At 63.6% G+C, this 13,802-nt stretch carries 11 protein-coding genes; 4 read left to right on the top strand and 7 right to left on the bottom strand.

Translation table 11 applies throughout. The features are described from left to right. The first annotated feature begins 78 nt into the window (after positions 1–78). Positions 79–2,886: a valine--tRNA ligase gene (locus Y882_RS17915; protein ID WP_046973322.1), complete on the top strand. Its 2,808-nt coding sequence runs from the start codon at positions 79–81 to the stop codon at positions 2,884–2,886. Positions 2,887–3,311: 425 nt separating this feature from the next. On the opposite strand, the gene rimI is transcribed toward Y882_RS17915, so the two are convergent. The 3 genes from rimI to pssA are packed head-to-tail and all read right to left on the bottom strand — an operon-like array spanning position 3,312 to position 5,042. Further along, complete coding sequence (rimI, locus tag Y882_RS17910; RefSeq protein ID WP_046973321.1) at positions 3,312–3,782, bottom strand: ribosomal protein S18-alanine N-acetyltransferase; 471 nt, start codon at positions 3,780–3,782, stop codon at positions 3,312–3,314. A 7-nt stretch (positions 3,783–3,789) separates the two neighbouring features. Then, complete coding sequence (locus Y882_RS17905) at positions 3,790–4,272, bottom strand: hypothetical protein (protein WP_046973320.1); 483 nt, start codon at positions 4,270–4,272, stop codon at positions 3,790–3,792. Continuing rightward, a complete protein-coding gene (pssA, locus tag Y882_RS17900; RefSeq protein WP_046973319.1) occupies positions 4,272–5,042 on the bottom strand; it encodes a CDP-diacylglycerol--serine O-phosphatidyltransferase in 771 nt (256 codons plus the stop codon). The genes Y882_RS17905 and pssA overlap by 1 nt, the downstream gene beginning before the upstream one ends. A gap of 199 nt (positions 5,043–5,241) precedes the next feature. Between pssA and Y882_RS17895 the strand changes: the two genes are divergently transcribed. From Y882_RS17895 to Y882_RS17885, 3 genes are all read left to right on the top strand, one after another. Then, on the top strand, positions 5,242–5,673 hold the full coding sequence (locus Y882_RS17895) for a DUF4124 domain-containing protein (RefSeq protein WP_046973318.1): 432 nt from the start codon (positions 5,242–5,244) through the stop codon (positions 5,671–5,673). Positions 5,674–5,765: 92 nt separating this feature from the next. Continuing rightward, positions 5,766–7,463: a proline--tRNA ligase gene (locus Y882_RS17890; RefSeq protein ID WP_046973317.1), complete on the top strand. Its 1,698-nt coding sequence runs from the start codon at positions 5,766–5,768 to the stop codon at positions 7,461–7,463. A gap of 338 nt (positions 7,464–7,801) precedes the next feature. After that, complete coding sequence (locus Y882_RS17885; RefSeq protein ID WP_046973316.1) at positions 7,802–8,128, top strand: H-NS histone family protein; 327 nt, start codon at positions 7,802–7,804, stop codon at positions 8,126–8,128. A gap of 115 nt (positions 8,129–8,243) precedes the next feature. Here the strand turns inward: Y882_RS17885 and Y882_RS17880 are convergent, their stop codons facing one another. From Y882_RS17880 to Y882_RS17865, 4 genes are all read right to left on the bottom strand, one after another. Further along, positions 8,244–9,578 (bottom strand): porin, encoded by a 1,335-nt coding sequence (locus Y882_RS17880; protein ID WP_082121180.1) that lies wholly within the window; start codon positions 9,576–9,578, stop codon positions 8,244–8,246. Between the two features lie 92 nt (positions 9,579–9,670). Further along, positions 9,671–10,999, bottom strand: coding sequence for an MFS transporter (locus Y882_RS17875; protein WP_046973315.1), 1,329 nt, complete (start codon positions 10,997–10,999; stop codon positions 9,671–9,673). A 361-nt stretch (positions 11,000–11,360) separates the two neighbouring features. Continuing rightward, positions 11,361–12,053, bottom strand: coding sequence for a response regulator transcription factor (locus tag Y882_RS17870; RefSeq protein ID WP_280136538.1), 693 nt, complete (start codon positions 12,051–12,053; stop codon positions 11,361–11,363). Between the two features lie 139 nt (positions 12,054–12,192). Then, the gene (locus Y882_RS17865; protein WP_046973314.1) at positions 12,193–13,467 is read right to left on the bottom strand and encodes a threonine/serine exporter family protein; all 1,275 of its coding nucleotides are present in this window, start codon (positions 13,465–13,467) and stop codon (positions 12,193–12,195) included. Positions 13,468–13,802 lie beyond the last annotated feature (335 nt).

Here is a 13,802-nt window from a genome sequence, read left to right as displayed (position 1 = left end):
CACCCGCCCCGCCCGTACAATCGCCCCTTTACCGACTATCCCCACGCGCCAGCCCCGGCGCGCAATCGCGAGCCCCTGATGGACAAGAGTTTCGAGCCCGGCCAGATCGAATCGAAGTGGTATGCCGCCTGGGAAGCCAGCGGCGACTTCAAGCCGTCCGGCCAGGGCGAGCCCTATTGCATCCTGCTGCCGCCGCCGAACGTGACCGGCACGCTGCATATGGGCCATGCCTTCCAGCAGACCGTGATGGACATGCTGATCCGCTACCAGCGCATGCGCGGCATGAACACGCTGTGGCAGGTGGGTACCGATCATGCGGGCATCGCCACGCAGAAGATCGTCGAAAACCAGCTCGCCGTGGACGACAAGACGCGCCACGACCTGGGCCGCGAAGCGTTTGTCGAACGCGTGTGGAAGTGGAAGGAAGAATCCGGCTCCACCATCACCAACCAGATGCGCCGCATCGGCGCCGCCGCCGACTGGTCGCGCGAACGCTTCACCATGGACGAGGGCCTGTCGGCCGCCGTGCGCAAGGTGTTCGTCGAGTGGTTCCGCGCCGGCCTGATCTATCGCGGCAATCGCCTGGTGAACTGGGACCCGCTGCTGGGTACGGCGGTCTCTGATCTCGAAGTGAACAACGTCGAACGCGACGGCCACATGTGGTCGATTCGCTACAACACTGCCGACGGCAAGGACAGCGTCGTGGTGGCCACCACGCGTCCGGAAACCATGCTGGGCGACGTCGCTGTCGCGGTGAATCCGGAAGACGAACGCTACACCCACCTGGTCGGCAAGACGCTGCGCCTGCCGCTGAGCGGCCGCGAGATTCCGGTGATCGCCGACGATTACGTCGATCGCGAATTCGGCACTGGCTGCGTGAAGATCACGCCCGCGCACGATTTCAACGACTACGCCATCGGCCAGCGTCACCAGCTGGCGCCGATCAACATCTTCACGCTGGACGCGAAGGTCAACGACAACGCGCCGGAAAAATACCGCGGCATGGACCGCTACGAAGCACGCAAGGCCGTGCTCGCGGACCTGGAAACCGAAGGCCTGCTGGTCGAAACCAAGCCGCACAAGCTGCAGGTGCCGGTGAGCCAGCGTTCGGATGCGGTGATCGAGCCGATGCTCACCGACCAGTGGTTCCTCGACCTCACCAGCGAGAAAGGCCGCAAGGAAATCACCGAGCCGGCCCTCGAGGCCGTGCGCGGCGGCGAGATCAAGTTCGTGCCGGAAAACTGGAGCACGACGTACACGCAGTGGCTGGAAAACATCCAGGACTGGTGCATCAGCCGCCAGCTGTGGTGGGGCCATCGCATCCCGGCGTGGTACGACGAAGCCGGCAACATCTTCGTGGGCGAGGACGAAGCCGACGCGCGTGCGCACGCCGCCACGCCGCCGGTGGGTGCTTTGCGCCAGGATGAGGACGTGCTCGACACCTGGTTCAGCTCGGCGCTGTGGCCGTTCTCCACCCTCGGCTGGCCGATGGACGGCGCAGTGAAGGATGAGCATGGCAACGTCGTGGCCAACTGGGACGTCGACAACGTGTTCCTGCCCAGCGCCGTGCTGGTCACCGGCTTCGACATCATCTTCTTCTGGGTCGCGCGCATGGTGATGGCGACCAAATACTTCACCGGTCGCGTGCCCTTCCGCCATGTCTACATCAACGCGATCGTGCGTGATGCGGAAGGCCAGAAGATGTCCAAGTCCAAGGGCAATACGCTCGATCCGCTGGATTTGATCGACGGCATCGAACTGGAGCCGCTGGTGGCCAAGTCCACCAAGTCCCTGCTGATCCCGCAGGTGCGCGACAAGGTGGAGAAGCGCATCCGCAAGGATTACCCGGCGGGCATTCCCGCCATCGGCACCGACGCGCTCCGCTTCACCTTCGCCGCGCTCGCCAGCTATAGCCGCACGATCAACTTCGACATCAAGCGCGCCGAAGGCTACAAGGCGTTCTGCAACAAGCTGTGGAACGCCGCACGCTTTGTGTTGATGAACCTGCCCGAAGGCCAGCTGCCCGCACCGGGTGGCGCACCGGTGACCGAAGCCGAGCGCTGGATCCTCACGCGCCTGAAGCAGACGCTCACCGACGTCGAGCAGCACTTCGCCAGCTATCGCTTCGACCTGCTCGCGCAGGAGCTGTACGAGTTCACCTGGAACGAGTTCTGCGACTGGTTCCTGGAACTATCCAAGCCGGCCTTGAATGGCGACGATGCCGCTGCCGCCGCGTCCACGCGTCACACGCTGGTGGTGGTGCTTGAAACCATCCTGCGCGCGCTGCATCCCATCATTCCGTTCATCAGCGAAGAGATCTGGCACTCGGTCGCACCGAAGCTCGGCCTCGACGCCAAGTTCCTGCTGGAACGGCCGTGGCCCAAGGCCGACGAGATCGTCGCCGACGATGCCGCCACGGCCGAAGTCGAATGGTTCAAGAACGTGCTGAGCGGCATCCGCCGCATCCGCGCGGAAATGAACATCGCCCCCGGCAAGACCATCCCCCTGCTGCTCGCCGACGGCGACTCGAGCGATCGCGCACGCGCCGCCAAATTCGCCGCACAGATCAGCTTCCTCGCCCGCGTGGATGCACCGCAGTGGATTGAATCGGGCGCCGACGAACCGGCCGCCGCGGCCGCCGTGGTGGGTTCGATGCGCGTGCTGATTCCGCTTGCGGGCTTGATCGATCTTGGTGCGGAGAAGACCCGCCTTTCCAAGGAAATCGCGCGCATTGAAGTCGAAATCAAGAAGTGCGAAGGCAAGCTTGGCAACGCGAATTTTGTGGCCAATGCACCCGCCGAAGTGGTCGCGCAGGAGCGCCAGCGCATCGCTGATTGGGGCGTACAGCTGACGGCGTTGCGCGAGCAGGCGCAGAAGCTGGGCTGAGGCGTTTCGATCGGCTGCTCAGTGTTTCCAATCCAAAGCCCTCTGCTCTTCGGAGCGAGGGTGCTTGTCTGTGGGAGCGCACCCTGTGCGCGACCGCCACGCATGGGTGTACCGCTTCGTTGGTTTGTCGCGCACAGGGTGCGCTCCCACAAATAGCCGATCGGCAACGTTGAATCGCCCCACGGGTCCAATCCCCTGTAGGAGCGCACCTTCTGCGCGACCGCAGCGCGTGGGTGTACCGCTCCGTAGGCTGGTCGCGCACAGGGTGTGCTCCCACAAATAGCCGATCGGCGAGGTTGATTCGCCCCATGGGTCCGCTCCCTTGCAGGAGCGCACCTTGTGCGCAACCGCAGCGCGTGGGTGTACCGCTTCGTAGGCTGGTCGCGCACAAGTGCGCTCCTACACGAACAGCCGTCCGGCGTCCTCTATCCCGCCACCAAATCCAACGCCATCACAATCGCATCCTCCCGCCCATCCTTGGCCGGGTAGTACTTCGGCCGCCGCCCAATCTCCTCGAACCCCAGCGAGCGATAGAGACTCTGCGCGGACGGATTGGATGGTCGCACTTCGAGAAACACCCGCCCCGCCCCGTTCCATCGGGCGATATCGAGCAGACGGCGGAACAAGAACCGCCCCAGGCCCAGCCCGCGATGATCCGGGCCGACACACACGTTGAGGATATGCGCCTCGCCTGCGGCCACCGACAGCACGCCATAGCCGGCGATCACCCCATCCACCCACATCACCCAGCACGGGTGTCCTGCCTTGAGGCAGTCGCTGAAGATGCCTGCCGTCCAGGGAAAGTCGTAAGAGGCAGCCTCGAGCGCAGCCACCATGGGCACGTCGTCGCGGCGCATGGCGCGGATTTCGGCGTGAGGGCGGGCCACGGCGACCATGCAGGGACTACTCCGCGGCAGCGACCAGTGCGCGGCGCAGACTGCGCAGCGCGTTCCACAGGCGACGCTTGCCTGCACCGGAGGCGAGCACGCTCGCCGGTTCGTCAGCCAGCACGATATGGGCGCGACTCAGCGCCGCCGCCGGCAGTTCGCGACCCAGCGCATGCGCCTGCGCCTCGCCGAAGACCAGATAAGCGCGGGCCTGTGGCGCGGCCGGCAACTGGCCGCCGCTCACTTCAATGCGCGGCGCGCGCGCGATCGCGGGGCCGCAGGCCATCAGGGCGCGGCCCACCAGGTCCAACTCGCGCGGCGAGCAGCCCGCGGGCAGCACTACGACGCAGTCGCCCGAGACGACTTCGGCCACCGTATCGACCATCGGCAGCTCGCTCGCCGCAGGCTCTGCCACGGCGACGCGACGCACCCACGGCGTGACGCCCAGCGCGCGGAGCACGCGTTCGCGATGCGTCGTGGCGTGCGCGAGCCCGGCCATCAGGCCACTCCCCGACGACGACGGCGCGTGGCGCGGCCCCACAGGGTCATCACCGGGCCGGACAGCAGATACAGCGTGAATACCACGAACAACACGCGCGGCGGATCGATGAAAAACGGCACCAGCACGAGCACGCCGATCAGCACCCACAGGAACGGCACGCGGTCGCCCATCGGCAGCGATTTGAAGCTGTAGTAGCGAAAATTGCTCACCATCAGCAGACCCACCAGCACCGCCGTCACCAGCGTAAGGAAAGGCACCTCGGCGCCCAGTATCCCGAACTTGTCCATGCTCCAGACAAAGGACATGCATACCGCCGCCGCGGCCGGACTGGCCAGGCCCTGGAAATAACGCTTGTCGACCACGCCCACCTGGGTATTGAAGCGTGCCAGGCGCAGCGCGGCACAGGCTGCATAGATGAAGGCGCCGGCCCAGCCGATCTTGCCCCAGGTCGGGCCATAGTCCTTCAAGCTGGATAGCGACCACGTGTACATCACCAGCGCCGGCGCCAGGCCGAAGCTGACCAGGTCGGACAACGAGTCGTACTGCACGCCGAACTCGGTCTGGGTGTTGGTGAGGCGGGCCACCCGGCCATCCATGCCGTCCAGCAGCGCCGCCACGAACACGGCAATGGCGGCCGAGCTGAAATCGCCGGCGATGCTGGTCACGATCGCGTAGAAGCCCGCAAACATCGCGCCGGTGGTAAACAGGTTCGGCAGCAGATAAATGCCCCGGTGGCGCGGGGGGCGGACGGGCGTACTGTCGCTCATGAATCAATCCGTGACGGAATGCGCGCAGTGTAAACCATCCCCCGCTTGAGTCCGGCCGGACGGGGTGCAAGGATGCTACGGCGTCGCAGGGGGACGCGGCCGGCCTCGCCGGCGCGTCGGGCCAAGCCCGGCAAGTCCGCCCGGAACGACCCGACTTTCCTTAACAAACCCGCACACGCCCAACGTCCCGGAGCCCACCATGCGTCGACTGTTGATCGCCACCGCGCTGCTGCTCGTCGCGCCCCTGGCCGCCGCCCAGGCCTACAAGTGGACGGATGCCAGCGGCACCGTGCACTACTCCGACGCGCCGCCCCCGCAGGGCACCAAGTACAACAAGGTCACCACCTCGGGCTCGGTCGAACCTCTGGCGGCCGCAGAACCGAGCAATAGCAACAATACCGAGCCCAAGAGCGACAGCCAGCCGCAGGCCAAGCCACAGCCGATGGCCGATACGCCGGAAAACCGCGCCAAACTGTGCGCCAATCTCAAGAGCAATATGGAGATGCTCAAGAGCAGCGGACCCGTGGTGATGCAGGAAGGTGATCAGCAGAAAGTCATGAACACCGACCAGCGCAAGCAGCAGCAGGCCGCTGCCGAAGCCCAATACCAGCAGTATTGCTCGGGCGGCTGAGCCTCTCTCCGCGGGAAGAAGCTGCCGCGACCCGCGAGTTTGCGCGTCGCGGGCCGCTATAATCGGCCTCTTTCTCCGCCGGACCCGCTCGCATGCGCCTCAGCCAATTCCACCTGGCCACCGTCAAGGAAGTCCCTGCCGACGCCGAAATCGCCAGCCATCGCCTGATGCTGCGCGCCGGCATGATCCGCAAGCTGGCCGCCGGCCTGTACACCTGGTCGCCGCTGGGCCTGCGCGTGCTGCGCAAGGTGGAGGCTGTGGTGCGCGAGGAAATGGATCGCGCCGGCGCGGTCGAGTTGCTGATGCCGACCATCCAGCCCAAGGAGCTGTGGGAAGAAAGCGGCCGCTGGTCCAAGTTCGGCCCGCAGCTGCTGAAGGTCAAGGACCGCAAGGAGCAGGAGTTCTGCTATGCGCCGACCGCCGAGGAAGTGATCACCGACTACGCGCGCAACGAGCTCAAGAGCTATAAGCAGCTGCCGGTCAACTTCTACCAGATCCAGACCAAGTTCCGTGACGAGATCCGTCCGCGCTTCGGCGTGATGCGCGCGCGCGAGTTCCTGATGAAGGATTCCTACTCCTTCCATCTCTCGCAGGAATCGCTGCAGCAAACCTATGACGCGATGTACCAGGCGTACTCGCGCATCTTCACGCGCCTGGGCCTGAAGTTCCGCGCCGTGCAGGCCGACACCGGTGCCATCGGCGGCAACGCCAGCCACGAGTTCCAGGTGCTGGCCGATTCGGGCGAAGACGCCATCGCGTTCTCCGATACTTCCGATTACGCCGCCAACATCGAGAAGGCCGAAGCTCTCGCGCCCACCACGGCGCGCCCCGCCCCGGCGGCCGAGCTCAAGCGCTTGGATACGCCCACGCAGAAAACCATCGAAGACGTCTCCAGCTTCCTCAAGGTGTCGCCGCAGCAGTGCGTGAAGACCATCCTGGTGCGCGGCACCGATGGCCTGGTCGCGCTGTGCGTGCGTGGCGATCACGAAGTCAATGAAGTGAAGGCCGGCAAACTCGCCGAGATGCCGGGCGAATCCGTGCTGGCCACGGAAGAGGAAATCCTCGCCCTGACCGGCACGCGCCCTGGCTTTATCGGTCCGGTGAACCTGCCGGCGGAAATTCCGGTGATTGTCGACCGCGATGCGGCCGTGATCGCTGATTTCGTCTGCGGCGGCAACCAGGACGGCACGCATTACACCGGCGCCAACTGGGATCGCGACGCGCGCGTGACCCGCGTGGAAGACATCCGCAAGGTCGTGGCGGGCGATGCCTCGCCGGACGGCAAGGGCACGCTGCACATGGCGCGCGGCATCGAAGTGGGCCACGTGTTCCAGCTCGGCACCAAGTACGCCGAGGCGCTCAAGGCCACCGTGCTGGATGAAAACGGCAAGGCCCAGGTGATGATGATGGGCTGCTACGGCATCGGCGTCAGCCGTATCGTGGCGGCCGCCATCGAACAGCGCCATGACGACGCCGGCGCGATCTGGCCGGAACCCATGGCGCCGTGGCGCGTGGCGGTGTGCGTGATCAATCCCAAGAACGCCCCGGAGATTACCCAGGCAGCCGAGTCGCTGTATCGGACGCTGCAGGGCCGCGGCATCGACGTGGTGCTGGACGATCGCGGTCTGCGTCCGGGCGCGATGTTTGCGGATATGGAACTCATCGGCATCCCGCACCGCGTGGTGGTCAGCGAGCGCGGCTTGGCCGCCGGCACGCTGGAATACCGGGCCCGCCATGAAGCCGAAGCCCGCGCCATCAGCCAGGATGAGCTGTTCGCACTACTGGGCTGATCGCCACTGCAAACTCCAAGAAGCGGTCGCCCAGCGGCCGCTTTTTTTATGCGCATCGTTCTATACCCTGGGGCGCTTGCGGGAAGCGCAGGCACCACAGAAGGGACCCGCCCGGGGCCGGCGGCATGCCCGCGATACCGTTCCGATCCCTCAATCCCGATACGGGCTTTGGTCCCTATTGGCATTTAATGGGCCGCCGACCGCTAAGAATTTTTCCCAATCGACCTTATTTGCTTTGCAACAATTCTGTTAATCGGTAAAAATCAATAATCCAAAAGAGGTACGGCTTAAGTCGCAGTACCCAAGTCAGGCAGTCACACTCACCCCGGGAGTTACGCATGGCAGTTGATCTCAAGAGTCTCAACCATAACCAGCTCAATGACCTGATCAATAAAGCGCAGGTCCGCCAGCAGGAATTGCGCAAGGAAAAGGTCGGCAAGCTGCGTGAGAAAATCCACGCCCTGATCAAAGCCGAGGGTTATACCTTCGAAGACATCTTCGGCAACGCGCGTGGCGGCAAGACGCGCCGCAGCGGCGGCACGGTAGCGCCCAAGTATCGCAATCCGGCCGACCCCGAACAGGTATGGTCCGGCCGCGGCAAGCGTCCGCGCTGGTTCAACGATGCATTGAAGGCAGGCAAAAAGGAAAAGGATCTGGCGATCTGATCGCTAATCCACACAAAGAAAGCCGGCCATTGGCCGGCTTTCTTTTTTATTCGCGCGGATTGATTTTCAGAGCGAACGACGAAATGCCATTCATAGATCATCAGTCGGCGAGACGTCAGAACTGAAAGCGCACACCCACCATGGGATCAATCGTCGACGTGTGCAGGTAACCCGTGGCCATACCATCCGAAACACGCGAGAACATGGCGCCGGTATAAGCGTCGAAACGCTTGGCGAAGTTATGCCAGACCAGACGAACCGAATAGGCATCGAACTGACCGCTGCAACTGGCGGCGCTGCGATCACGACAACTCGTTTTGCCGTAGGCGTTCTGGCCGTAGTGATAGTAGGCGCCGGTAAGATCGAAATCCTTGTTGATGGCGTATTTCACGCCAAACCACGTTACATCGAGGCGCCTGGTATGCGGGAAAGCCTCGTTGTTGACTACGCTGAAAGTGTAACCCCCGAGGCCGGTGAAGCCCGGCCGCAGCGGGCGCGAAGGGTCCTCAAACTCGATCCGTTCGAAGCCCGCATATAGCTTGAACGGACCGCTTGTATAGCTACCGTCGATCGTCCACGAGGTGTTGTCCGAAACAACGGCAGCAAGCGAATCGTGCGGCATGATCCTGGCTTGTGCGGCATTGAGCGAGGCGGCGGCCACGCCATCCTTCTTGCTCGCGTAGACCGCATCCACCGAGAAATCCTGCCCATCGAAGCCCGCATTGAGTTGCCAGCCCGTACCCTGGCTGCCATGTCCGCCGTCGAACTGGTACAACGCCGCCAGACGCAAGCTGTCCCACTTCCCGTTGTACTTGAGCGAATTGTCAGCCCGCGCATCCTGCGTATAGCCACCGCCCGACGTGGTGCCCTGCAGGCCGATCAGCGAGAACGCGTACGAACTGTTCATCGGGTCGTAGCGACCGATATTGTCGAGCAGCACCGTGTTGTTGCGTCCGACCGTGAGCGTTCCCAGCTCCTTCGAACTCAGACCGACAAAGGCCGGACCGTTCAACACCTGGCCCGCACGAGATGAGTCGCCTGCCGACTTCTGCTGATCCAGCGGGCGACCATTGTTATAGGCAAGCGAGGCGAGACCATCGGAAAGGCGACCCGATTGCGGATTGAAGCCGACTTCGAGATTGAAAACGAAGGCGACGCCGCCACCCAGATCCTCCTTGCCTTTGACGCCGATGCGCGATTGAGAAAGCCCGTTAGGCGCTATCGCCGTCTGCGGCTTGTCGCTGTTCCTGGCGATCAGATAAGCCATGCCAACGCCCCAGTCCTTGGTCTGAGGTGCCCCGTGGGTCTGATGCACGAGGCCGATGTCGTAGGTGCCGTACAGGGTGATGCCCTGCCAGGTCAGCTCATCCGCAGCATGTGCCGTGGTCGTGGAACCGACCGCACCGAGCGCCGCGGCCAGGGACAAGGCATTACTCAGTCTTCTCTTCATCAACCGGCTCCTCGACGTTGCGCGGGAAAAAGGCCGCACTTCCCCACGGCCCGCTTGCGCGGACCGGGATAGGCGGAGGGAACAGCTGCTGCTTAGTCCTCGATCAACGAGGTTTTCTTGGTATCGGGGAGGAAGAGGTAAACCAGCAGGGAGCAGCCGATGCACCCCGTGACATACCAGTAGAACCCGCTCTCATGGCCGCTCTGCTTGAACCACAGTGCGACCGTCTCCGCGCTGCCACCGAAAATTGCGACGGCCAATGCATAGGGAAGACCCACGCCGAGGGCACGTATCTCGACAGGGAACAGCTCTGCCTTCACGACCGCATTGATCGATGTGTAGCCCGACACGACCACCAGCATCAGCATGATCAGCGCGAAGGCCTCATAGGGACTCGTGACGCCGCGCAGCGTGCTGAGCACCGGCACCGTCAACAGCACGCCGAGCACGCCGAACGCGATCAGGATCGGACGCCTGCCGATGACATCGGACAGGCCACCCACCAGCGGCTGCAACACCATGTAGACCAACAAGGTGGCGGCGTTTATCAGGGTCGCCGTCTCCTTGCTCAGCCCGACGCTGAGCACCAGGAACTTCGACATGTAGGTGGTATAGGTGTAGAAGGCCAGCGTGCCGCCCATGGTCAAGCCGACCACGATCAGCGCCGGACGCCAATGCTTGACCAGCAGGGCCAGCGAACTCCCTCGGCGGACGGTCGCTGCCTTGGCCTGGCTGCTTACGAACGCAGCGGTCTCGGCCATGTTCCGGCGCAGGAACAATGCGACGAGAGCGACGACGGCCCCTACCGCAAAGGGAATCCGCCACCCCCACGCCTTGAGCTGGCTCTCGGTGAAAAACCACTGCTGCAGCACGATCAGCACACCAAGCGCCAGCAGCTGGCCTGCGATCAGCGTGACGTAGAGAAAGCTCGACCAGAAGCCCCGTCGCTTACCCGTGGCCATTTCGGACAGATAGGTCGCCGAACTGCCGTACTCGCCACCTAGACTCAAGCCTTGCATCAAGCGCGCAAAGACCAGCAACACGGGCGCGGCGACACCCATGGCACCGTAGGTCGGACACAGCGCAATCAGCAGTGAACCCGCGCACATCAATACGATCGAGCGCATCAGCGCCGCGCGGCGTCCGTGACGATCGGCGTACCGGCCGAAATACCAACCGCCGATGGGTCGCATGAGAAACCCGACAGCAAAGATGGCCGCGGCGTTGAGCGCCTGCGAAACGGCATCACCCTGCGGAAAGAATGCCTTGGCGAAATACAGCGAGAACGACGTGTAGACATACCAGTCGTAATACTCGACCAGATTGCCGATCGAGCCACCCAGTATCGACTTCAAGCGTTGCATGGACGACAGCGACTGCGTCGCATCGATACCGTGAATTGCCTCTTCCTTGGCTCTCATTGTTGCTCCCCCGTCCTTGATCACGCGTTGCGCGCGACGCGAACGCCCCTCTGGCGGCCGCGTGGTGTTGATCCATCCTAGGGATGGCACGCTGGAGCGACATATAGTTAATTGGTACTAATGCACTGCAGCATCAAGGAAGATTGGGCGATCTCGCATGGACACGCGCAGTCGATTTGGACGTCCATATTCGCGCCTTCGGAACGAGTGGATGCCACTGCCTCAAATGCGACGATTCGCAATATTCTGAAGTGCTTCCTAGCACTTTATGCACTTCTTTGGCGGGTCAAATAGCGCCCGTCGGGGCCCTGGTCACAAGATCAATCTACCCGATCAAAGTGTGTTCCTTGGCCAGGTTCTATCAGGTGGCGCCTACATTGCGAATCTGCAAAGGCGAATTCGGCGAGTCCGACAGAAGACTGCGTATCAGTACCGCCGCCTGCGTGCGTGTACTGCATTGGAGTTTCTTCAGGATCGCGTTGATATGAACTTTGACGGTGTTTTCCGACAGCTGTAGCTCGTCGGCGATTTGCTTGTTGAGCAGGCACTCGCCGACGCGCAGCAACACGCGAAGCTGTTGCGTGGTCAGGGAGCTGAAACGCCGCCGGGTCCGGGCATCCGCACTGCCCTCATCGACATTGCAGGCCGGGAACCAGGTGCCCCCGGCGAGCACGATCTCGATGACATGCCAGAGGTCCCTCGCCGTCGCGGACTTGGGCACGAAGGCGGCCGCACCGAACTGCCGGGCACGGCCCACGGTATAGGGATCCTCGTAGGAGGAAATCACGATCACCGGCAACTCCGGGCGCTCGCAGCGCAGATGCATCAGCGAGGAGAAACCGTTGGCGCCGGGCATGGCCAGATCGAGCAGGGCAAGGTCGAACTCGCCCGCCATGACGGCCTCCCCCAAATCCGTATGGCTCGCCGCCTCGACGATGTTCACCTGCTCGTTGCGGGCGGCCAGTGCGTAGCGCAGGGCCAGCCGGAACATCGGATGATCGTCGGCGATCAGAACGCTGTGCGGCCGCCCTTCCACGATCGATGTCGGCTGCAATGGCTTGCTCCCTTCGGCGCAGTGATCATTGCAGCCAAACTAAAAGCCGGACGGCGCTTCGTCTGAGAGATATTGCGCCACGACTTACCGGTAATTTTCCTGATGTCCCGTCAGCGAGAGCCGACTCGGCGGGCCTGCTTCAGAGCGAGCGGCGTGGCGCGATCAACAGGTCGCCAAACAGCAACCCCGCCACCAACGCAATAAGCAGAGTGATCAGGAGCATGGTGCTGTCCATGCCCAGGGTCGTATCGCGCTCCAACATATACGACACGCTGCGGAACCCTACGCTACCCGGCACCAGCAGGATAATGCCCGGTTCGCGAATCATCGCGCCGGGCCGATGCACAAAGCGCGCATAAAGATTGGCGACACTGCTGAGGATCAATCCGCCCAGGAACACGCCAAATGGCGCCGCCGGCAAGCGACCGGCCAAGGCGCCACCCCAGCGCGTGGAGAGATATCCGAGCACAACGGCGGCCATCACCACCAGCCAATCGCGCCTGGCCGCCCTGAAAGAAATGGCAAACGCAAAGGCACCGACGATCAAGGCCGGATAATCCGTCCACGCTGGCAACGGTGGCAGCGCGTAATCGCGCCCTTCGATACCAAACGCGCTGCATAGCTGGGTGGCGGCCACCGTGCCGAAGGTGAGCTTGATCAGCGTGGCGATCGCCCCGCCCATGCGCGCCACGCCGGCGACCAGATGCTGGCTGGAAATCTCGCGCACCGCCGTGGTCAGCGCCATGCCGGGCATCAGCACGATCAGCCCCGCCAGGATCACCGACTTGATGGCCAAGGGCACGACGAATTGACTGACCACGATGGCGATGGTCGCGGCGACCAGGGCACTGATCGCCTCACTCGCCACGGCCAGACGTGGACGCGTGGCCGACAGCACGGTGATGGTGCCGATGATCAGACCGATCAGCGCGGCGGTGACCAGATCGGCCCACGAGCTGTGCAGCAGCAGCGCCACCACACTGGCGGCAGCGAGGCCATAGCTGGCGATCACCCCGGCCTGCGCGCGCCGTGTATCGGGCCGACCCAGCTCGCGCAACAGGCGAAAGCCCTCGCGCAATTCGATGTCGCCCGCGATCACCTTGTCGGCAATGGCGTCGGCATCGCTCAGACGTCCGAGGTTCACATCGCCTGGCGCCAGGCGCATCACCTGGGTCACCTGCGCCACCTCGTCCTCACCCTGGGACAGGTCGGTAAACGAAATGATGATGGCCGTGGGACTGGACCACACATCCGCCACCAGCCCCAACCGCTGGGCCGCGCCCCAGATCGCCCCCTCCAGGCGCGGCGCCGCCGTGCCGTACTGATGCAGACGCCGCGCCAGCTCCAGCAGGAACGCGATGCGCGTATTGAGCGGCGCCAGGGCCAGCGGCGTGAGGACGGTGGGCGGGTTCATCGCGTGACCGTCGGGGCGAGGCTGGTCGCGGATGATGGGGGTAGGGTCATGGGCATGACCGTAGTAAAACTGATTTGGATGGCTTTTTGTAGGAGCGCAGTTGTGCGCGACCATCCTACGGAGCGGTACACCCCAGCGCTGCGGTCGCGCACAAGGTGCGCTCCTACAAGGCAGGGCGCGGGATGGTGGGCGAGGATCAACGTCACCGATCGGCTATTTGTGGGAGCGCACCCTGTGCGCGACAAACCTACGGAGCGGTACACCCCAGCGTGGCTGTCGCACACAGGGTGCGCTCCTACAAGGGAGGGCGCGGGCTGGTGGGCGAGGATCAACGT

It is taken from the genome of Dyella japonica DSM 16301, from assembly GCF_001010355.1.
GTDB classification, from domain to species: Bacteria; Pseudomonadota; Gammaproteobacteria; order Xanthomonadales; family Rhodanobacteraceae; genus Dyella; species Dyella japonica.
The sequence above is the reverse complement of the archived record's forward strand: the minus strand, read 5'-3'. Positions and strand labels throughout refer to the sequence as shown.